The organism is Hahella ganghwensis DSM 17046 (assembly GCF_000376785.1).
GTDB lineage: Bacteria > Pseudomonadota > Gammaproteobacteria > Pseudomonadales > Oleiphilaceae > Hahella > Hahella ganghwensis.
The window spans coordinates 14,114-35,325 of the sequence record NZ_AQXX01000122.1 but is presented as its reverse complement, the minus strand read 5'-3'; the positions used below and the strand labels follow the sequence as shown (position 1 = coordinate 35,325).

Here is a 21,212-nt window from a genome sequence, read left to right as displayed (position 1 = left end):
CTATTTACCCAAGGATAAAATCACATGAAAGTGCGTTCCCTCCTTAAGCGAGTGCTTGTCCCCGGAGATCTTGATGCTCAGCTGGATGCAATCGAAAAGCCAGTCGGATCACTGGGTTATGACCCATGGGGGTTTAATGTCGACACCAACAAAATTGCCGTGGCCCTGTTCAAGCCTATATTTGAGAAATATTTCAGGGTGGAAGTTCGAGGTATTGAAAATGTTCCAGCTGACGGGCCGGTACTACTGACAGGCAATCACTCTGGGCAGCTCCCAATCGACGGAACCCTGATTGCTTACGCCCTCGCAACACGTCAGCCCCACCCCCGATTGCCTCGTGCAATGATTGAACGCTTCTTCCCCACCGTCCCCTACCTGGGCAATCTTCTCAATCAAATGGGCGGCGTACTCGGTGACCCGGTGAACTGCTCCAAAATGTTATCCCGCAATGAAGCGGTCATCGTCTTTCCTGAAGGAATCAGAGGATCCGGCAAGCTTTATCGCGAACGATACCAGCTCAAACGTTTCGGGAACGGCTTCATGTATCTATCGATGCAACACAACGCGCCGATTGTGCCAGTAGGTGTTGTCGGGTGTGAAGAAACCATTCCTGCCATCGCCAACATTGCTCCACTCGCTCGGATGCTGGGAATTCCTTACGTTCCTGTCGCCCTTCCTCTGATATTGCCAGCCAAAGTGATACTGAACTTTGGCGAACCTATGCAATTCGACCAGAAGGAGTGTTCTGAGGAAGAAGTCACCCGAAGAGTGGATTCTGTAAAAGCGGAAATCAGCAAACTGATTGATAAAGGTCTGCAGGAAAGAGAAGGTCTTTTTTAATGGCGAACAAAAGAAATACCAGCAAGCCAGCCATCATGATTACAGGAGCTGCCGGCGCACTTGCCCAGCAAGTGATCAAGCGTCTTCGCGAGCAATTCAAGGTGATCGCTGTAGACTTCCGGGAGCAGGTGTATCTCAGCGATGACATTGCCAGCTATCGAATTGACGTCAACAAACGCGGTTTTGAAGACATCTTCCGCAAACACGATATAAAAACCGTGGTGCATCTGGGAAGAATGATCGCCAGTGAAGAAAACCGCATGCGTCGTTACAACTCCAACGTCATCGGCTCCCATCGCCTTCTGGACCTGTGCCATAAGTATGGAATTAGTAAGGTCATCGTTCTCTCCACTTATCATGTCTATGGTGCAAACGCCTATAATCCTGCGTTGATTGACGAGAGTGCGCCATTGAAAGCTGCTGAGCTGACCATGGACCTGATTGATTCCGTGGAGCTTGAGAATCTGGCTAACATCTATCTATGGCGCTATCCAGACTTGAATATTACCGTACTACGCCCCTGTAATATCGTAGGCCCAGGGGTGAAAAACACCATATCCACACTGCTGTCGAGTCAATATACTCCCGTGTTGGCAGGATTCTCTCCCATGATGCAGTTTATCCACATAGATGACATGGCAGATGCCATCGCACTGACCGTTGTTAAAACCAAAGGCGGTATTTACAACGTCGCCACCGATGACTGGGTGGCTTATCAGGATGCCTTGACCTCCTCAGCCTGCCGCAAAGTCCCCATTTTATCTGTGCCGCCGGTTCTTCCCAGGGCCATCAGCAGCCTCTTGCGGCTCAAAACATTCCCTTCGTATCTTCTCAATTACTTCAAATATCCCGTTGTGCTTGATGGTAGCTTGTTTAACAACACCTTCGGGTTCAAGCCACAATATTCGCTGAATGAAATTTTCAGATACTATCGCTCCATGAAATCCTAAAACATTTCAAAAGCAGTAGAACCGGTAATGCCTGGTGGCAGCCTCCTGATGACATCCCATCAGGAATGCCTGTCGCCACCTTGAATTCCCGAAAAAGCTTAACGTTAAATTATTCCTTTAACCCTGAGCGGCCATTTACACACATTTTTGCTGTACTAAACTTAGAGGAACGCCTACCAACAGCAAGGGGTGGTTTGGGATGGATTCATACGATATTTTGGACCGGCTTTTGTGCCATTTGTATGTCGCCAAAAAAGAGATCATACCAAACAAGCATCACCCTGATGGCAGACGACATACACGCCGTTACAAAATCAAAAAGAAAACCGTTAAAAATATCTGGCTGGTCTCGGGTACCTTTATGCTGCTAAATCCCTCCGTACCGCTGATAATTGGCACAACTTTGTTTACAGCCTTTATATCCTTCAGCATACTTGACGAATCGCACTAAATTCAGTCCCTCCAAAGGGATAAACGCCCAATTTAATAAGTTGACTTAAGTTGCAGTAGTATGGATATCACTTTCGGTGGCATCAGTCACGCGACCGGAGCCCTTGTATATCTTCTCATCATGGGATTATTGGCTCAGGGTTACCTGCGCCGGCTAACAGACAGGGCTCTTCTGGCCGCCTGCCTGTTAACCTCCATCTGGTTAGCGATTATCGCCAGCCAGCAGGTCTTCAACACTCCCACTTTCTTCCTCAGATATACCTTTGAGATTTTACGCAATGCCGCCTGGATAGGCGTGCTCTTTGTACTTCTCGGCGTTCGGCTGACAAGAAAAAGCAGCGCGGGCAGTACCCAGTTCTGGCTGGGAATGACCATTGCCGGGATACTCATATTCATGCTGATCGCAGGCTTGGCCCGCGGTTTCATGGGCGAGGCAGTATTCAGTGGACAGACACTTCTCACCGGCCAGATTGTTGTATCTCTCGGCGGGCTGGTGTTACTGGAACAAGTCTGGAGAAACGTCACCGGTTACAAGCGGCAGAACACCCGATATCTGTGCCTGGGGATCGGGACATTGTTCGTGTACGACTTTTTTATGTACTCTGACGCTCTGCTCTTTAATCAGATCTCGCAACCTTTCTGGGACGCTCGTGGTGCAATCAATACGGTGTGTGCACCGCTGATCGCTCTGACCATGGTCAACACGCGCAAACAACCACTGGATGTTCAGATTTCAAGGCAGTTTGTTTTCCATACCAGTGCGCTGGTCTTTGCGGGCCTCTATCTGCTTATCATGGCCGCTGGCGGATATTACATCAACACAGCCGGAGGCGAATGGTCAGAGGCCCTGCTGATCATCTTCTTTTTCTCCGCTACGGTATTCCTCATCCTTCTTGCCGGGTCTGCCAGATTAAGAGCTCGATTGATGGTGTTTATCAGTCAGCACTTCTTCAACTATAAGTATGACTATCGCGAGGAATGGCTTAATGCCACCGGTCTGGTTACTTCTCTGGAAAGTAATGACGATCTGGAGAAAAAGGTTATTCAACTTATGGCAGAGCCGGTTGAAAGCCAGGCGGGAGCTCTTTGGCTCAAAAATGAAGACAACAATTTCTCAGCCACCACTTTCTGGAATATGCCTGAAATCAAGTTCGACAAGATAGACAACAATTCCGAACTGATCGATTTCATGCGCCAGAGCGACTGGATTATTGACCTGAAAGAATATCAGCTCGATCCCACTCGCTATCACCTGATGGAAATACCCGACTGTCTCTGGACAACCCACAAACCCTGGTTGCTCGTCCCTCTGTTCATCGGTGATTCCTTGATTGGATTTGTACTGATCTCTGAACCTTTGGCCAAGATCGAACTGAACTGGGAAAACTATGACCTGCTGAAGATTGTGGCCCGACAATGTGCCAGCTATATCGGGTTGGTCCATGCTCAGAACCGTCTCTCCGAATCCAAACAGTTTGAAGCAGTTAACAGAACATCAGCCTTTATGGTTCATGATCTTAAAACCATCATCGCGCAGCTGTCTCTTCTGGTGAATAATGCGGGTAAACACAAGTCCAACCCTGTGTTTGTAGATGACATGATCAGAACAACTGAACATGCTCTGAAAAAGATGAACCATCTTCTTCTGCAAATACGCAATCCAGTGACCCAGGATGATGTTACTCAGGTCAATGTCACTGAACTTCTCAAAGATATCGTTCAACAGGAGTCACGCCGTGATCCTGTCCCCATGTTTACCGGCGATGAATCCCCTGTCATCATCGAAGCAGACAAGGAAAAGCTCAGTAGCGTTTTTGTACACATGATACAGAACGCACAGGATGCCACGGAAAAATCTGGCGACGTCACAATATCGGTTAAAAAAAGTACAGGCTGGATTGTTATCTTCGTCCAGGATACCGGTATTGGCATGAGTGACGAATTTATTAAAGCAGAGTTGTTCAAGCCCTTTTCCAGTACCAAAGGGCTCACCGGCATGGGGATTGGTGTCTACCAAAGCCGGGAATATATTCGTAAACTCGGCGGTTCCATTGATGTAACCAGCGAGCCTGATGTAGGCACCTGTTTCACCATCAAGATACCACTCATCAATACCAGCGCGGGTTACGGCAACTACAAGGGAGCGGCATATAGCGGATAACCAGTCAACATTCCATAACAGGATATAATGACGGGTTTATCCCCTTCTCGACCCTTTAGATGATTGAATTGACTGCAGGCCCTGATAATATCCGGGGTGACCAGTTTAATTGAACAGAACATTTAATGACCACAACAAGGCTAAAGTCATTGTGAATAAACGTTTGCTAATCATTGAAGATGATCCTGGCCTGCAGAGCCAGATGAGATGGTGCTTCGAAGACACTGAGGTTTTCGTCGCGGATGACCGGGAGTCTGCCATTTCTCAGTTGAGGCGGGTTGAACCCCAGGTCGTTACACTTGACCTCGGACTGCCTCCTGATCCTGGAGGTTCCAGTGAAGGCTTTGCCATCCTTCAGGAAATACTGACATTGTCCCCAATGACCAAGATTATCGTGGTTACCGGTCGAGAAGAACGTGAGAATGCAGTTAAGGCTATCGGACTGGGCGCTTGCGATTTCTACCAGAAGCCTCTTGATGCCGACATATTGTCTTTTGTTGTCAATCGCGCTTTTCGTCTTTACGAACTAGAGCATGAAAACAGAGAACTTTCGGAAAACAAGTCAACCTCAAGACTCAAAGGCGTCATAGCCTCCAGTCCCTCTATGCTGGAAGTTTGCAGGACCGTTGAAAAAATTGCGCCTGCCGATGTTACCACGCTGATTCTCGGCGAGACCGGTACCGGCAAGGAAGTTCTGGCCCGGGCAGTTCATGACCTGAGTCCGAGAAGAGATCACAATTTTGCAGCAATCAACTGTGCAGCTATTCCAGAAAACCTCTTGGAGAGCGAACTGTTTGGTTATGAAAAAGGTGCTTTCACCGGCGCCACTCAGATGAAGAAAGGCAAAATCGAACTTGCCAATGGCGGAACTCTGTTCCTTGATGAGATTGGCGACATGCCCATGCCGCTGCAGGCTAAAATGCTCAGATTTTTACAAGAACGTGTCGTTGAGCGCGTCGGGGGCACCAAAGAAATTCCCGTTGACGTCCGAGTCGTCTGTGCAACCCACCGGGATGTCAGGCAATTGATCGTCGAAGGTAGTTTCCGGGAAGATTTGTATTACCGCGTCAGCGAGATCACCATTGAAGTACCTCCGTTGAGGGCACGACAGGGTGACGCCCTGGTTATTGGCCAGGCTTTACTGAAGTCTTTTTCCAAACAGCATGACAAAGGTACATTAACGTTCAGCGAAGATGCCGCCCAGGCAATTCAAAACTACGAGTGGCCCGGTAACGTGAGAGAGATGATCAACAAGGTCAAACGGGGCACAATCATGTCTGAAGGTAAACGGGTTACCGCGTCAGATCTTGAACTTGGTCATGTTGAAGGTGGTGCGAAAGAGGTCTTCAACCTCCGCCAGGTTCGCGAAGATGCGGAAAAAGCGGCCATCAAGCAGGCCTTGGAATCCTGTGAGTACAATATGTCCAAAGCCGCTCGCCTTCTCGGTGTTACCCGGCCGACTCTCTACAGCCTGACAGATAAGTACAACATCACGACAGCTCAATAATATCGGGATTCAGTGAAGAACTGTGCTGGCACACAGTTCTTCACAATATCTAATTGAAGTCTCTATTTAGTACTCTTGTCCAGGTTGGCTATTATTAGGTAATGATGCTACCCGTCTGAAGCCCTTATATGAATACAGAAGATCTTATTGCCAACACTGATAACCTGTTCGCCCTTCCGGATGTCGTTATCAGACTTCAGGAAATATTAGAGGACAAAGCGTCCACACTTGAAGATGTTGCTGATGTTGTTTCACTGGATCCGGTTCTTACCTCAAAGCTACTAAAGCTTGCCAACAGTGCCTTCTATACCTTTGCAGCCAAAATTGACACCATCCCAAGGGCAATTAATATCATTGGTGCTGACGCGGTATTTAATCTTGCCTTAGCCAACAGCGCACTCGATACTTTCAACCGTTTACCCAAGGATGTCATCGATCTTGACCGCTTCTGGCGAATAAGCGTTGATTGCGCTCTGATTGCCAAGCAGTTGGGAAAATCTGTTTCCAATCAAAGTGTGGAAAGGCTGTTTGTCACCGGTCTTCTCCATAATATCGGCGAACTTATCTGCGTTATCCAGCTACCTGAGCAGGCTCGCGAAATTGCCAGTGAATCCAACCCGGATCTCGCTCTGGAACTTCAGAGCTCCATGCTGGGCTTTACTTACCTGCAACTATCCATGGAGTTTATGAAGGGGTGGCAGCTACCACCAGAGATCTATGAAGTGGTGGGCTCTATTAACGACCCTGAAGCCAGCCGCTTTCCAATTGAAGCAACATTGATGTCCCTGGCAAGAAAGATCGCCTACGCACTTGAAAATCGGGAGGAGGTCGATCTGGAGCAACTCATCCAACCGCTTCAACTTGAGCTACTCAACCTTGATATGGAAGACATTGTGAATGCCACCGATTATGCCAACCTTGAAGCCATTAACGTTCTCTCAATCCTGAGCCCGCAAACCATGGCCATCTTCTAAGGCTCCCTGCCCCCGGACCTTTCGTTATATTGCTATAACCCCACAGGCAAATAGTGCCCTCATACTCGCTTAGAAGCGCTATTACGAGGTCTACCATGCATATGTCCGGTTATTTCTTACTTTCAAATGGAACCGCCGCGCTGGTTAATTATTCAATTCGTCCAACATCTGCCTGAGATATTGCGCAGGAATGGCGTAGGTAATTCCACTGGGTTTTTCCAATACAGCTTCCTTACTCTCTTTGACAAAAACTTTGTTGATAACTCCCAGCACTTCACCAGTATCAGGATGGAACATGGGGCTACCGCTATTGCCCGGATATGCTGTTGCGTCAAGCTGATACACGTCAAATGGCGTTCTTAGCCTCTTGAGCATTTTTGCATTCAACCCCCGCGCTGAACTCGCCGGAATAACAATCGGCGTAATAGAGCTGATAATGCCCCGGTGAGTCACGGGATAAAGACCCAACACAACCCCAATGGGGAACCCGGTAAAGGCCACATCCTCCCCCTCCCTGACTCTGGCTTCAGTGACAGTTAGCGCTGGTAGCGTTTTTCCCGGCAGTTTCAATAATGCCAAGTCATATAAGGGGTCTTTTGCCAACACGGAAACTTTTCGAACTTCGGGTGTATTGCCGGTGCCAATAAAAACCACCAGATCAAAACCTTTCTGACTCTCAATAGCCTTAACGACATGCTGGTTGGTCACTACAATACTTCCATCACCGACAATAAACCCGGTCCCTGATACCTGCGCCCTCGGGCTCGCCAATTCGTTGTATTGCCCAACTCCGACAATTGAGGGCTTAATGGAAGCGATAGTGCTAGGCAAATCGGCCAATGCCGAAGTAGTCCAAAACACCAATATAAGCCCTGTCAGCAACCTATATATTCTCAAGATTGAAAAATTCACGTTGTATTTCGCTCTGGTCATCTTAAAATCACATCCTTTGGGGACTTCGCCAGCATCACAAATGTCTGTTATGTTGGTTACCCTATTAAGCATTTTTTTCTGTTGATTTCGAGTCGTTGTCTTTGTTGAAGATTAAATGACTTGCCAGGACAAAGTAATTCGGTACGCATTGACCAAGGAATGGTCGGGCGTTATATCGGATAACCCCATCCTTTGATTAACAACAGTTAAAATCTTATTAAAACGCAGTTACAATCGCAGATAGCAGTAACTACAACAACTACAACGACATGCAAAGAGTCATTTAAGGGAGTATTAGATGAAAGCGCCTAGGTTTTTGCTTGTTGGCAAGGTCAAGTCGTGCAGCAAAATTGCAAAACCAATCAGTTCTTTAATTATCATTTTAGCCCTTGGCCTAAATGGTTGTACCCAAGACAAAACCGACGTTGAATATCTCGAATCCGCTAAAAAGTACGCCGCGGAAGGGGATTACAAGTCTTATTCCATTGAGTTGAAAAATGCTCTACAACAGAATCCGGAAAACGCGGAGGCCCGATTCCTTCTCGGCCAGTTTTACGTAGCTAATCAGCTCGGCGCTCCGGCAGAAAAGGAGCTTAACAGAGCCATTGAGTACGGTGCTCGCAAAAGTGCCGTCACCAAATATCTGGTTCAGGCTTATTTCTTCCAGTATCAATATAAAGAACTCCTGGAAGCCACGAGCACTCTGCCAGAGGAAACCACAGCGGAGGATACCGCTGAAATTTACTTCTACCGAGCGGTCTCCAACATCAACCTTAACAATGTAGACGATGCCCAAAAGGAGTTCGACGCCGCAACCAATGCTGCACCGGATTCGTTATATGGAAAGTTGTCTCAAGGGTATCTCTACCTCATATTTGACAAGCCTGCTACCGCAGAAGAAATTGGTGCAGAGCTCGTAAAATCATCGCCTGATGACGCAGAGGTACACCTTCTACTGAGCCGGGCCAAGCTTGCTCTTGAAAAACCTGTAGATGCTGCCAACCACATGGCACAAGCCCTGAAGCTTCAGCCTAACAGACTGCAGCTTTATGTCGATGCCGCACGTTTGCAGATCGTTGCCAATCAGTACGAGGATGCTGAGAAGAACATTGACTATGTACTTAAAAAGGCTCCCAGCCACTTGCCTTCCAACATAATCAAAGCAACGCTGAGACTGCATGCCAAAGACTGGGAGGCCGCCCGTGTGCATGCGGACAACGCGATCAATATCAGCGAAGTGAACAAACAGGCAAAACTGCTTTCCGGGATGGCAAATTTCTATCTGCAGAACTGGGAAATGGCAAGAGACAGGCTAACCGCGGTCCACGAATTCGTTCGTCCTGGTCATATAGCCCAGCGTATGTTGAGCTATTCAGAATTTAAACTGGGTTACAGCCAATCCGCTGACGAAGTGCTGGAAAATCTTGGCGATCTCAAGGAAACAGACACCAAGCTCCTGGCAACTTTCGGTAAAGAGTTTTTAAAGAAAGGCCAAGTGGATCAAGCTTATTCTTTGTTCGAAACTGCCGCTGGGCTCAACCCGGAAGATTCTGAGTCCCTGACCCGGTTAGGTATACTGAAACTGCAGTTGAGTGATATGTCGGGCGTGTCCGATCTTGAAAAAGCACTTGAGCAGGATGGCAATTCTCTATGGACAAGAGCTGCACTGGCTAAACATTACCTGAAGGTGGAGGACTACGATAAAGCCACCAAAACGATCGAAGAGCTCGTCAACGCCAACCCTGACCAAGTAGAACCACTTCTACTTGCTGCAGAGGTTTATAGCGCTACTGGCGACAAAGGCAAAGCCAAGAAAACTCTCGATAAGGCTTATTCAATCAATAACCAGCACATTCCCACTCTGATTGCCTACTTCAAGCTGGCTCTATCAGAAGAAAAGCTTCAAGAAGCCAATGCAAGGTTGGAGGAAATTCTCAAAATCGACTCTGCAAATGAATACGCTCTGATTACCACTTACCGCCTTGCCAAAAACGAAGGATCCGTCGAACGAGCGACCAAGGCTATCGAAAGGGCGCTGAGCAACAAACCCAAACAGGGTAGCGTTAAGATAATCAAAGCAATGACAGAGGTTGATCAGCAGAATCTGGAAGGTGCACTAAAAACCTTAGAATCTATTGAAGAAACCTCACCTCAATATATTCGTGCACTGTCCACATCCGGCAATATCTACCTAGAGCTTGGAAAACCGGAAAAGGCACTTGAAAAGTACAAAGCCTGGACACTCCGTTCCCCTAAAGACGCAAGGGCCTATCTCGCTATGGCGAAAGGCCATATGTCTAAGGAAAAATACCGGGACGCCATGTCAGTCATCCAAAAGGGACTGACGGAACTTCCGGGGCATAAGGACCTTCAGTTGGCGGAAATTCAGGTGCTCATGCTTCTGGACCAGCCGGAACAAGCCAACAGCAAAATAGCGAAATTTACGGCTGTGTACGGACAGAATGCCAAGCTGGAATCCTATCGGGGCACCTACTACCTGAAAAAGCGCCGGTACAAGGATGCCATCAAGCACTTTGTTAACCTACACAAATTGCAGCCTTCCAGCCAGACACTTATTACACTGGCAGAGCTTTACAAGCGTGACAATCAACTCGACAAAGCCGAAGCTCTTCTTACTGACTGGCTGAAAGACAAGCCCATGGATCAGGCTGCCAAGCTATATCGGGCTAACCTGAACATTGCCAGCGGGTCAACCGACAACAGTGCAGCAATTGAGCAGTTTCAGGCCATTGTGGAGCAGAACAGCAACAACTACGTTGCCTTGAATAATCTCGCCTGGACTCTGGGGCAAGAAGGGCGTCTAAGCGAAGCTGTTGAGTACGCAGAGAAAGCCTACAATCTGCAGAAGAATAATGCCGCTATCGCTGACACCTATGGCTACTTACTGCTTCAGTCCGGAGACATAGAGACAGCAGAACAAATTTTGTCTCAGGCTCACAATCAGGCAAACGGAGAACCTACAATTACCTTCCATTATGCAATGGTTCTCAGTCAGGCAGGCAAGACAGAAGAAGCTAAAGCTCTCTTGACCAAGCTGGAATCTGAAGATTTTCCAGAGAAAGAAGAAGCCTATAAACTTTTGAAAACTTTGTAAGTCTGCCCCAATTTCTCTCGGCATGGCATCAGTGAAGGAGCGCCATGTCGAGAGAGTAACTCCTGGAAGCTGAGCGTCTACACAAGTCCTGCCTGTTAGAGGGAATTATGAAAAGTGACCGAATCGCCAACTTTCTGGTATCCGGTAAAGACTGGCTTGCGGTTGTCAGTATAGCCATCATAGTTTTCTCGATATGCGGACTTCCCAACCTTTACGTTGAAAGTGACTACTCTGTCTTTTTCGATCCAACAAACCCTCAGTTAGTCCAGCATCACCTCATTGAGGATGAATTCACTAAGTCCGATACCGTTTCATTTGTTATTTCCAGCTCATCCGATCATCTTTTTAATCGCCAAAATCTGGAAGGAATCATTTATCTAACCGATGAAGCCTGGAAGCTCCCCTATTCAGGAAGAGTGGATTCCATCACTAATCACCAGCACACAGATGCAGTCGGAGATGAACTGTTTGTCGGCGACCTGGTTGATGATGACGTGCTCGAACAAGGTGACTTCGATGAAGTTCGCCAAATAGCTATCGGGGAACCCGAACTATCAAACTTTATAGTGTCAGATGATGGCAGCGTAAGTGCCGCCAATGTCACCCTCATTTTACCAGATGACCCCATTGAAAAAGATCGAGCGTCAATCGAGGTAGTATCTGCCGCCAGAAAACTGGCTTCAGCAGTTATGGAAAAATACCCCGGCCTTAATATTCAGCTTGCAGGTCAAACAACTGTTGTCGCTACTTTTAACACGCTCTCAGAACAGGACAGTAAAATTCTATTTCCGATCATGATCGTTCTGATGGCAGTGCTCTTAATCCTGTTACTCAGATCCTTCACCGGCATGCTCGCGACACTCGTCATCATTTTAACCAGCGTCGCCTGTACCCTTGGTATCATGGGGTGGATCAACACTCCACTCAATCAGGTAACAGCCGCCCTCCCCGTCATTATCATGACTATTGCCATTTGCGATTCCGTACATTTGATCTACAGTTTCCAGTTCCATCGCGCTATCGGACAGGACAAGTTAACCGCTCTCATCAATACCTATAAATCAAATCTTCAGCCTGTCTTCCTTACCAGTGCAACGACTGCTGTGGGCTTTCTGGCCATGAATTTCAGCGAAGCGCCTCCTTTTCGGGAGCTTGGAAATTGGGGGGCGGTAGGTATTATGCTGGCATTCTTATGGAGCCTGACATTACTGCCCGCACTGCTTTATTGGCTTCCTATCAATGTACCGAAACAAAGCAGCGTTAATTTTGCTGATCGATTTAGTGCATTTTTAATCAGGAATCAAAAAAGAGTCCTCATTCTCGGCCCACTACTGATCCTGGTTGTCGTTTCCCAGATCCCCAGAAATGAACTGAACGACAATACTTTGGGCTACTTCAAAACAAGCGTCCCTTTTCGCCAGGCTGCAGATTTCATGCAGGAAAACCTGACCGGTTTTGATTCATTTAATTACGCCCTCAGATGCCAGGAAACCAATTGCATCAATGAACCTGAATTTCTGAAAAAAGTTGATCGCTTCAAAGATTGGCTATTGCTACAACCAGAAATCGTTCATGTTGTCAGCTACACCAATGTCATCAAAAGACTAAACCAAAACATGAACGCCGGAGATGAGACTTACTATCGAATACCGGAAAACAGAGAGCTGTCTGCACAATATCAACTACTCTACGAACTGTCGCTGCCTTTCGGACTTGACCTGAACAATATTATCAATTTCGACAAATCCGCTTTAAAAATTACCGCGCTGGTAAAAGGGCAAAAGGCAAAACAGCTACTGGAAATTGAATCCCGAATAGATCAATGGCTGGCGACCCATTTACCGGAACTCCGAACTGCAGGTGGTGGAATATCAATCATGTTCTCCCATCTGGGTCAGAATAATATTCACTCCATGGTATCCGGATCACTACTGGGGTTATTTTTTATCACCATCACTCTGATTTTGGCACTTAGGTCAATCAAATATGGTTTGATCAGCATAATTCCAAATGCTCTGCCAGCGGCAATGGCCTTTGGAATCTGGGGTATAACGGTTGCAGAAGTGAACGTGGCCGTAGCCATCGTATTTTCTTTTACGCTTGGAATCATTGTGGACGATACTGTCCACTTTCTTTCCAAATACATAAGAGCCAGAAAAGACTTGGGACTAAACGCCGAAGAGGCTGTCACCTATGCTTTCCATCATGTTGGAAAGGCCATTGTAGTAACGACTCTGGTTCTATCAGTGGGTTTTCTGACCTTGGCTTTCTCAGAATTTAACGTAAATTCTTATATGGGCTCAATGGTGGCAATGACCATTGTATTTGCCCTGATACTCGATTTCTTCCTGTTACCAGTCATTCTACTTAACTTGGATCGTCGCCAGAGGAGCGGCAGCAACCCAAACCATGCTTAAATAATTCCCGTCAAGCAGAGCTGGGCTAGCGTTTTTTTCTAGTGAGAATGCGCTTTGCTACGACAAACGCAATCCTTTGCAAAATATTCGCATTCCCACCCGGGCGCCAAGTCTTCACCATTTTATTTTTGTAGGCGTCAAAATGTAGCCCATATGGAGCGACTACAACCTTGCCGCGCCCTAGTAGAATTTTGACAGCATTCGTCCCTGCAATACCTGCACACAAATCAACAGCCATCGGAGTGGAAGGCCCCTTCTTTTCTTGAAAGTTCGCTCTACTTGGATCAACAAGGTAACTTTTTTGAAGCACGGCAGGTGACAAGCCAATCAGGAAGCGTATAAGTTGATCTTCTTCTGAATAACCATCAAGCCTGAAATATTCATCAAATGTCATTCCACCAGGTAGAAATGCCAGAAACGCACATCCCATTCCCATTGGAGCAGCAGTTATTGCCGGTATACCTTTTTCCTGGCATTTTCGAAAAACCAACTTTCGAGCACTTAAAGCAAAGAAATCAAGGCTATCAACATATAGGTCCACCCCTTCCAAAAACGCATCAACGTTTTTTTCGTTTATTCCCGTATCGTAATACTGAACCTCCAACTGAGGATTGATATCCAAAGCTCGTTTTACCATAACGTCCAGCTTAGGCTGCCCTACCGTGCTCATGGCAGCCCCCGCCTGGCGATTGAAGTTATGCACTTCAAACACATCAAAATCGGACAATTGAAACTTTGAAATACCCAACCTTGTAAGGGTTTCCAGATGGGCACCGCCAACGCCCCCCATCCCGGCAATTGCAACCCGTTTATCTTTCAGGACATGCTGCTCTCTTTCTGAAAGCCAACCGATATTTCTCGATATTGCAGCTTCGTAGTTATACATTTTGCTTAAGAATCCGATCCTTTTTACAATATTTTGCACTAAAGCTGTTATGATTACTCTTTTACTAAGAGCTTGAAAATCATGGAGTTATAGATATTGTAGCCTAGCCGCGTCTTAGATATCGATAATTTATATATTTTTCTTAAAACTTACTTTTAATTGCATTATTTTCACCCACTATTGTGGCAATCTCCTTTCTAACACTCCTCTATTTATAGCGCTATACTGATGATATGTCATATAGCCTGGATTGAACGGAAACTTGTATCGCCTGGGATAAAAGAGCACCAAATATGAGCGTGATAAAGAAACTGGGACAAAGCAGAATTGGCGGAAAGCTATTTGGCGGTATGGTAGCCAACAGAGTCAACAAGGAAGCAACAACAATCTCAGAGCATTTTGATAAGTTTCTTGCACCTGTCATTGCAAAAACAGAACTCCATCGACAACACGTTTTTCAAATTCGCCACCAAGTCTACTGTGAAGAGCTCAAGTTCGAGCCCCCGCGTCCGGACGGACTTGAAATAGATGATTGTGATTTATATTCTTCTCATTGCCTGATCAGACATATCCCCACAGACAGGTATGCAGGTTGTGTAAGAGTCGTTTGCCCAACACAGCCAGAAGAGAAACTCCCTATCCAAAAGTACTGCTCACACGCCTACCAGGACAGCTCCCTGAGACCAGAGAGTTTTCCAAGCAACAGAATTTGTGAAATTTCACGGCTGGCAGTACTAGCCGAATTTAGACGCAGAAAAAGTGACAAGTATGGGGGGGCCGGCACGGGGGTAATCAACGAGATCACCTATTCAGAAGAAGAGCTCCGGTGCTTTCCGTTTATCTCAATTGGGCTTTATCTGGCTGCCGCTGGACTTGCGCTGGAAAAAGGTATCGAGCACGCTTTCGTGATGATGGAACCTAGACTGGCCAGAAGCATGGCTTTAATAGGTATCCAGTTTGAACAAATAGGACCTGCAATTGAGTATCACGGGCAACGCGCGCCCTACTACATCAACCAGGAAATCTTCCTTAAAAGCCTGAAGCCTGGCTTTAAAGCACTTGAGTCTGGTATCCAGCGCTCAATCCTGAGTCAGCTTAAAGAGAGTTAAAGACAGATCAGCTAGCTCTTCAAGCCTTTCCTAGTATCTTTATCGACGCATAAAAAAAGCAGCCATAAGGCTGCTTTTTTTGTTTTAGGAGCATTCCTAAGATTATGCGCGCTTGCGACGTGCACTAAATCCTAAACCTGCTGCTGCAACACCCAAGATAGCCAGAGAAGCAGGCTCAGGTACGAATACCGCGCTTATGTCACCAGTTACAACTTGAGTACCGGTCAATTCGAATGTATCGAAATCGCCGTCTACGTTTACTTTGATGTAGAAAGGATCTGGAGATACGAAGTAGTCCGCACCGTCAGCAGTCAAAGCAAAGTTATCAAACAAAAGATCAAAGAAACCACCAACACCAGTCAACAAACCAGTACCGTATACCAAGTCAGTAGTGGCAGCCAGCAACAAGTCATCGCCATCGTTAGACATCAGGATGGGATCAAGTGCTGTAGCGCCCAGGGTACCGGTAGTGTCGTTGTTGGCATCCAGATAGATCTCAACAGAACCACCAGAACCAGTGAACTCAGTAATACCAGGAGCTACTGGAGAAACAGTACCGCCAGAGTAAAACTTCGCATAAATCTGGTAAGAGTCACCAATTTGAGAGCTAGCGCCCAGATCAGTAGTACCGTCGTTACCAAACAGCTGACCGAAAGTTGCGTAAGCGGAAATTGTGAAACCGCCTGCACCGTCAAAAGTCAGGTTTTCCTGGTATCCACCATTCAGCTTGTCTGCAGTCAGAACAGTACCGCCGTATGGGGTCTCGTCAACTTGGAAATCCAGGAAGCCAGCGGTGGCTTGGAATGAGAATGCCGCGCACAAGGTCGCTACTCCAGCAGCGTTTAACGCACTTTTCTTGAACATCGAATTGCTCCTTAACAAGGTGTAGTTATACGCCATTAACAAAGCACTACGCGTGCCAATTTTTATTTTATCTTATATTTCATACAGTTAAGAAACATCATTCAAAACCAAAACTTACTGAATGTAAGATTTACTGACACCTCATTGGAGTTTTATCTAACTTTCTAGAGCTGTCGACTTTACCTATAATCAATAAGGTATAACCTTACTGATAAGTATCCCCATTAAACCTAACAACGGACTGCAGCATAGTGGAAAACACAGGCAAAACTCGAGACGAAATTGCCGAGGCCTACTCATCTCCCCCATGGTGGTATGATATCAGGGGCTTCTTTATCCTGACATTCGCCTATAACAGCACTATATGGGCTCAATTGAGATTTTTTGCGCCCAATTTTGGGCCCAGCCATCTTGAAGTTGCGTGTGGAACTGGGACTTTACTGGAGTTGGTACTCCGCTGGCGCAAGTTAAAAAAGATGCCGCCATCTAAAATCGTCGGGGTGGACTATGCCGAGTCAATGCTGGCTGGCGCAGTTGAACGCTTCAAAAACACGCCCGATGTCACCCTCAAGCACGCAGATGCTGCCGAGCTCCCGTATCCTGACAATTTCTTTGACACGGCCAATATTGCCAATTCTATTCACTGTTTCCCCAGCATAGACGGCTCTTTGAAAGATATATATAGGGTACTGAAACCGGGAGGCACCCTGGCCTGCAATGTATTGCTATATCCGAGAACACCATGGCCTTTTAACAAGATAGCCCAGAGAATCAATGATTGGGGTATAAAGAAGGGCATTCTTTATACCCCGTACCACCAGGATGAACTTAGAGACAAACTGCTGGAATCAGGCTATGAGATTACATACGAGAAAATTTCCGGCAACTGTTACGATGTGGTTTGCAGAAAACCGCCTGCTGATTCATCAACGTCTGCCGAGTAATTAATCGCAGGTCCCGAATAGATACCCGCCCAGAACTCCAAGATTTACATAGCCGAGAATATTTAACAAAAGAAGAGAGGGTATTTTCTCACTGACACTCTCTTCTTGAAGCTCCAACCTTATTACCCACTATTCACCAGACAGCCACCCCTTCATTGCAAACCAAATGCTTCCCAGCGTCTCGTACACCAGCGCTTCACTAAGCTCCAAAGCATCCGCATCCGGGGTAAATATATGATACGAAATACTTTTCCCCCGGCTAGTCAAGTGACCAACCGGAACAGGGATTACCTCAATTCCTGCACTGTCAAAAATATTAACAGCGCGCTCCATGTGGTTAGCAGAGGTCACCAGGAGGTTATTCTTTCCCAGGGCAAGCTCTTTGACTAACAGAGCTTCGCTTTCCGTGTCCCGACTTCCTGATCTGATAATGATTCGACCAGGATCCAGCCCCAAAGAAATTAAAAAATCAGCCATGTAGTCCGGGTGCGATAATTCAAATCCATTTATTTTATGCCCTGACAGCACCACGGTAGCTTCAGGATATACTCTGGAAAGACGATAGGCTTCTACAGCCCGGTATAATGAATAAGACGAAATGCGGGAAATACCAGGAAGCTTTTCATCTTCATTGTTCCACCCCCCTAACACCATGATATTATCCACTTTTATCGGTGGGTCATTAAAAGCCGGAAATTCCGTTTCCAGAGGTCGAAGCATTGAGCTTGGTATCACAGGAACTGAAAAAACCAATAAAAGAACAACAGCTGCGAGGAAAAACCTCCCTGAGTTTCTATAATTTTTTTTCACGAAATGGAGGTACACACCGACTAAAAGCAGCAAAACCACCAACGGAACCGGAGCCAATAAAGACCCGATCACCTTTTTTAGAAAGAAAAGAGTTTCCATACGGTTTATCAATGTCAGGATAATTTACAAGTAATTTTTTTTTCTCGATTTAAGCCTTACAAAACAATAACTTAATATCCGGCTCACTTTTTGCTTAACTATATTTATAACATTTTTACTAAAACTTAAATATTTTAGTCGTACAATAGCCGCTAAACGTCATTCTAGGGTAAACCAATGGAATCGAATAAGCAGGATAAAATTGCTGAGTCTGCTGTAGGCAAATCCTCCAGACGCCAGTTTTTACAACGCGCCTCTGCCGGTGCAGTACTCGCAACTATTCCCACCAAATCCGTATGGGCTGGTGGCGGGGGCATTACCCAATCAATCGTCGCATCCGGTCACGGTTCTGACTGGGCTGATGGTTACACAATTCAGCTCAGATCCCCAGGTTACTGGAAAAATCACTTTCCGTCTGGCGACAAGAACCTTTCCTTCAAGAATGTGTTCGGTTGTGAACCATTGAGTGAAAACAACTATTCGGGCTTCTGCAAAGTTAAGTCAAAGGACAACCACTACTTTGACCTTAGTCTCTATGAAGTCGCCAAGGGAGCCGAAGGCGATTCAGGATCAATTATAGATAACTCTCTAATTGAACTTGATGGCAGCCAGAATCCTGACTACATCAAAACCAAGGACGGCGACAATTATTTTGACCTTTCCGGTCCACATAATGTCAACCTATATATGGTATGTATGTACATGAACGCGCTGTATCACGGATCGCGTGGCATCTACTACCCAATCACCAACGTCTTTGGTTCAGTTGAGGCTTTTGCCCAGTATCTTTGCGACAAAGCTTTGACCAACTCCTACGCACTGGCGTCATCATTGGAGTATGTCATCCAGAACTGTGACGCAGAATCTGCCAGCTGTGACGTTTCCTAGTTAATGTCGTTATCAGGCTGCAAACTGGCAAAAGGGGTGGCAATCCACCCCTTTTCTGATGGATCTGGATGTGTGTTTTTTAGCGCTCACACTGGAGAAACCATCGGTATAGAGCTAAGGTTAGAGCAGATCGAAGAGGCCCTCGCCGTCTATTTCAAACAAAGTGACTCTGAAAAGTTTCATAACCCCTTGAAAGGCTTGGTGGAAAAGGGTTTCATTAACGCCTGCGATTAGTATTCCCGGTTCAACTTTCACCGAATTTAATAAGAAGTTTCTGATGGCCTTGCAGAACTATTGCCTGAACCTTTACCCTTTTTCATTCAGAGTAAATACCGACCTCAAGCTCATTGAACAAAACTTACTCAAGATGTATCCGGGGCTAATCGATTCAGAGCCAACGCCGGTAACAGACTATACCCTTTCGCTGAACAATGGCTCCGGGCTCAGACGCTATTTCAAGCCACAGGCTCGCTTCTTTTGCGATCAGAAAGAACCTTTCAAACCACTCAGACAGGAACAAGGCTACGCATTACTTGAGTGGGGAATGAACTGGACCATTGCTTCTAACGAGATGCAATACGTCATAGCTCATTCGGCAGTACTCGCCAAAGATGACAAGGCCATTTTGTTTCCCGCCCCTCCCGGCTCAGGTAAAAGCACTCTGACAGCCTATCTGGCATTTAAGGGATGGCGCCTACTTTCAGACGAGATGGCCTTGATCAACCCAAACAGTAATGTCGTAACGCCGTTTGTACGTCCGATCTGCCTAAAAAATCATTCCATTGATTTAGCAAAGTCCTGGTTTTCTCAAGGACGTTTTTCCACTGTTGCCCACAACACTCACAAAGGTAATGTCGTTCACTTATCGCCGCCAGAGGCAAGCTGGCAACAAAAGGAAGTGGATGCCAGAATCGTAGCAATTGTCTTCCCAAGTTATAGAGCTGGAAGAGAGCTCGAAATCTATCAGCTCAATAAGACACAGGGATTTATGCAGTTCGCTGAGAATGCCTTCAATTTTGGCGTGAATGGTGTCTCAGGGTTCAATACACTTACGAAAGTTATAGAATCAGCCGAATCCTTTGAGATCTTTTATAGCAATCTTGAAGAAGTCATGGAATTTCTGGAACAAGACATTATCGACAATGCCTGATATTTCCGCCCGCGACGTCATACAGTTATTTCTTCATCCAGAATCTGCCGCATCCATCGATGCAGAACGGTGGCAACAGATCATTCTGGTTCTTCGTTACCAACAACTACTTGCCCGTTACGCCAAGAGAATCAGAAAAGCCGGTGTTTTTGAGCAGGTACATAAGTATGCGCAACATCACCTCATAAACGCAGAGATTATTGCAGACAAGCAATATCAGCAGGTCCATTACGAGGCATCATTGCTACAACAACAAATCGGCGGCATTGGCTCTCACCTCATTTTTCTGAAAGGTGCCGGCTACTCATTATCCGGTCTATCGGTCGGTGTTGGAAGAACTTACAGCGATATCGACATTCTCGTAGATAAGACAGCTATCAGCGATATCGAGAAAACCATGTCACTAAATGGCTGGCTGCCGGAGGAAATGGACGAATACGATCAAAAATACTATCGGCAGTGGGCTCACGAAATTCCTCCAATGAAACATGCGACCCGAGGAACGTTAATCGATATACACCATAATATTATCCCGGTGGTTTCCACTCGCGCCCCAGACATTAATCTGTTATTTGAACATACCGTTATCACAAAGGATGGCTACCAGATTCTGGACAAACCTGCGATGACTCTGCATAGCCTGATACACCTTTTCTACAACGAGGAATTCAAGTACGGATACCGAGATCTGCTCGATCTCCATCTTCTCATGTCAGACAATACCGAAGAATACTGGCAGCAATTACTTGACCTTGCCGAATCCACCGGATTCGAAAGAGAGCTATTCTATGCCTGCCGCTACACTAACAGGCTTACCTCCACAGCAATACCCGAGCATGTAGTAAACCTGCTTAATCAAAAAAACAGTGGTCCGATTTTACCAATAGTAGATTTCATCTTCACTCAACTCCTAATTCCCAGCCATCCGACTGTTCGCTCTCCCAGCTATTCCCTGGCGGCATTCATGGGTTTTTTAAGAGGTCACCATCTAAAGATGCCGCTCCCTGTTCTGATATACCACAGCGTCAATAAAGCCTGGCGGCTGATTATTGAGTATTTTCTGGGAAATACATTCTTCGACAAAGAAAAGACCCACTAAGGCAACAGAAACAGAG

The 21,212-nt window shown here is 46.3% G+C and carries 16 protein-coding genes; 12 read left to right on the top strand and 4 right to left on the bottom strand.

The window, feature by feature from the left end:
* The first annotated feature begins 24 nt into the window (after window positions 1–24).
* From F566_RS0116700 to F566_RS0116675, 5 genes are all read left to right on the top strand, one after another.
* Complete coding sequence (locus F566_RS0116700; protein WP_020408160.1) at window positions 25–840, top strand: lysophospholipid acyltransferase family protein; 816 nt, start codon at window positions 25–27, stop codon at window positions 838–840.
* Window positions 840–1,790 carry an SDR family oxidoreductase gene (locus tag F566_RS0116695; RefSeq protein WP_020408159.1) on the top strand — a complete coding sequence of 317 codons (951 nt, stop codon included), beginning with the start codon at window positions 840–842 and terminating at the stop codon, window positions 1,788–1,790. The genes F566_RS0116700 and F566_RS0116695 overlap by 1 nt, the downstream gene beginning before the upstream one ends.
* 511 nt (window positions 1,791–2,301) lie before the next feature.
* Window positions 2,302–4,401 (top strand): XrtA/PEP-CTERM system histidine kinase PrsK, encoded by a 2,100-nt coding sequence (gene prsK, locus F566_RS0116685; protein WP_020408157.1) that lies wholly within the window; start codon window positions 2,302–2,304, stop codon window positions 4,399–4,401.
* A gap of 109 nt (window positions 4,402–4,510) precedes the next feature.
* The gene (prsR, locus tag F566_RS0116680) at window positions 4,511–5,908 is read left to right on the top strand and encodes a PEP-CTERM-box response regulator transcription factor (RefSeq protein WP_020408156.1); all 1,398 of its coding nucleotides are present in this window, start codon (window positions 4,511–4,513) and stop codon (window positions 5,906–5,908) included.
* 128 nt (window positions 5,909–6,036) lie between these two features.
* Complete coding sequence (locus F566_RS0116675) at window positions 6,037–6,882, top strand: HDOD domain-containing protein (RefSeq protein WP_020408155.1); 846 nt, start codon at window positions 6,037–6,039, stop codon at window positions 6,880–6,882.
* Window positions 6,883–7,026: 144 nt separating this feature from the next.
* On the opposite strand, the gene F566_RS0116670 is transcribed toward F566_RS0116675, so the two are convergent.
* Window positions 7,027–7,743, bottom strand: coding sequence for a S1 family peptidase (locus tag F566_RS0116670; protein WP_245555264.1), 717 nt, complete (start codon window positions 7,741–7,743; stop codon window positions 7,027–7,029).
* Window positions 7,744–8,113: 370 nt separating this feature from the next.
* Here F566_RS0116670 and prsT point away from each other — a divergent pair, with 370 nt between their 5' ends.
* The gene (gene prsT / locus F566_RS0116665; protein ID WP_020408153.1) at window positions 8,114–10,930 is read left to right on the top strand and encodes an XrtA/PEP-CTERM system TPR-repeat protein PrsT; all 2,817 of its coding nucleotides are present in this window, start codon (window positions 8,114–8,116) and stop codon (window positions 10,928–10,930) included.
* Between the two features lie 107 nt (window positions 10,931–11,037).
* The gene (locus F566_RS33190) at window positions 11,038–13,347 is read left to right on the top strand and encodes an efflux RND transporter permease subunit (protein WP_020408152.1); all 2,310 of its coding nucleotides are present in this window, start codon (window positions 11,038–11,040) and stop codon (window positions 13,345–13,347) included.
* A 25-nt stretch (window positions 13,348–13,372) separates the two neighbouring features.
* Here the strand turns inward: F566_RS33190 and F566_RS0116655 are convergent, their stop codons facing one another.
* Window positions 13,373–14,233, bottom strand: coding sequence for a ThiF family adenylyltransferase (locus F566_RS0116655; protein WP_020408151.1), 861 nt, complete (start codon window positions 14,231–14,233; stop codon window positions 13,373–13,375).
* A gap of 293 nt (window positions 14,234–14,526) precedes the next feature.
* On the opposite strand from F566_RS0116655, the gene F566_RS0116650 reads away from it, so the two are divergent.
* Window positions 14,527–15,342, top strand: a complete 816-nt coding sequence (locus tag F566_RS0116650; protein WP_020408150.1) for a PEP-CTERM/exosortase system-associated acyltransferase — start codon at window positions 14,527–14,529, stop codon at window positions 15,340–15,342.
* Between the two features lie 102 nt (window positions 15,343–15,444).
* On the opposite strand, the gene pepA is transcribed toward F566_RS0116650, so the two are convergent.
* Window positions 15,445–16,206, bottom strand: coding sequence for a flocculation-associated PEP-CTERM protein PepA (pepA, locus tag F566_RS0116645; protein WP_020408149.1), 762 nt, complete (start codon window positions 16,204–16,206; stop codon window positions 15,445–15,447).
* A 251-nt stretch (window positions 16,207–16,457) separates the two neighbouring features.
* Between pepA and F566_RS0116640 the strand changes: the two genes are divergently transcribed.
* The gene (locus tag F566_RS0116640) at window positions 16,458–17,150 is read left to right on the top strand and encodes a class I SAM-dependent methyltransferase (protein WP_020408148.1); all 693 of its coding nucleotides are present in this window, start codon (window positions 16,458–16,460) and stop codon (window positions 17,148–17,150) included.
* 129 nt (window positions 17,151–17,279) lie between these two features.
* Here F566_RS0116640 and F566_RS0116635 read toward each other — a convergent pair whose 3' ends face one another.
* Entirely contained in the window at window positions 17,280–18,059 is a 780-nt protein-coding gene (locus F566_RS0116635) for a YdcF family protein (RefSeq protein ID WP_020408147.1), read from the bottom strand.
* 177 nt (window positions 18,060–18,236) lie between these two features.
* Here F566_RS0116635 and F566_RS0116630 point away from each other — a divergent pair, with 177 nt between their 5' ends.
* The 3 genes from F566_RS0116630 to F566_RS33185 all read left to right on the top strand — a co-directional run bounded on the left by F566_RS0116630 (window position 18,237) and on the right by F566_RS33185 (window position 21,196).
* Window positions 18,237–18,947 carry a hypothetical protein gene (locus tag F566_RS0116630; RefSeq protein ID WP_020408146.1) on the top strand — a complete coding sequence of 237 codons (711 nt, stop codon included), beginning with the start codon at window positions 18,237–18,239 and terminating at the stop codon, window positions 18,945–18,947.
* 277 nt (window positions 18,948–19,224) lie between these two features.
* Entirely contained in the window at window positions 19,225–20,097 is an 873-nt protein-coding gene (locus F566_RS0116620; RefSeq protein ID WP_020408144.1) for an HprK-related kinase A, read from the top strand.
* Window positions 20,090–21,196 (top strand): nucleotidyltransferase family protein, encoded by a 1,107-nt coding sequence (locus F566_RS33185; protein ID WP_020408143.1) that lies wholly within the window; start codon window positions 20,090–20,092, stop codon window positions 21,194–21,196. The genes F566_RS0116620 and F566_RS33185 overlap by 8 nt, the downstream gene beginning before the upstream one ends.
* Window positions 21,197–21,212: the final 16 nt, after the last annotated feature.

What these genes read in the sequence shown, in the direction of transcription:
- F566_RS0116700 (WP_020408160.1), top strand. Translation starts at nt 25, where the DNA reads ATGAAAGTGCGTTCCCTCCTTAAGCGAGTGCTTGTCCCCGGAGATCTT.
- F566_RS0116695 (WP_020408159.1), top strand. Translation starts at nt 840, where the DNA reads ATGGCGAACAAAAGAAATACCAGCAAGCCAGCCATCATGATTACAGGA.
- prsK (WP_020408157.1), top strand. Translation starts at nt 2,302, where the DNA reads ATGGATATCACTTTCGGTGGCATCAGTCACGCGACCGGAGCCCTTGTA.
- F566_RS0116675 (WP_020408155.1), top strand. Translation starts at nt 6,037, where the DNA reads ATGAATACAGAAGATCTTATTGCCAACACTGATAACCTGTTCGCCCTT.
- prsT (WP_020408153.1), top strand. Translation starts at nt 8,114, where the DNA reads ATGAAAGCGCCTAGGTTTTTGCTTGTTGGCAAGGTCAAGTCGTGCAGC.
- F566_RS33190 (WP_020408152.1), top strand. Translation starts at nt 11,038, where the DNA reads ATGAAAAGTGACCGAATCGCCAACTTTCTGGTATCCGGTAAAGACTGG.
- F566_RS0116655 (WP_020408151.1), bottom strand. Translation starts at nt 14,233, where the DNA reads ATGTATAACTACGAAGCTGCAATATCGAGAAATATCGGTTGGCTTTCA.
- F566_RS0116650 (WP_020408150.1), top strand. Translation starts at nt 14,527, where the DNA reads ATGAGCGTGATAAAGAAACTGGGACAAAGCAGAATTGGCGGAAAGCTA.
- pepA (WP_020408149.1), bottom strand. Translation starts at nt 16,206, where the DNA reads ATGTTCAAGAAAAGTGCGTTAAACGCTGCTGGAGTAGCGACCTTGTGC.
- F566_RS0116635 (WP_020408147.1), bottom strand. Translation starts at nt 18,059, where the DNA reads ATGGAAACTCTTTTCTTTCTAAAAAAGGTGATCGGGTCTTTATTGGCT.
- F566_RS0116630 (WP_020408146.1), top strand. Translation starts at nt 18,237, where the DNA reads ATGGAATCGAATAAGCAGGATAAAATTGCTGAGTCTGCTGTAGGCAAA.
- F566_RS0116620 (WP_020408144.1), top strand. Translation starts at nt 19,225, where the DNA reads ATGGCCTTGCAGAACTATTGCCTGAACCTTTACCCTTTTTCATTCAGA.
- F566_RS33185 (WP_020408143.1), top strand. Translation starts at nt 20,090, where the DNA reads ATGCCTGATATTTCCGCCCGCGACGTCATACAGTTATTTCTTCATCCA.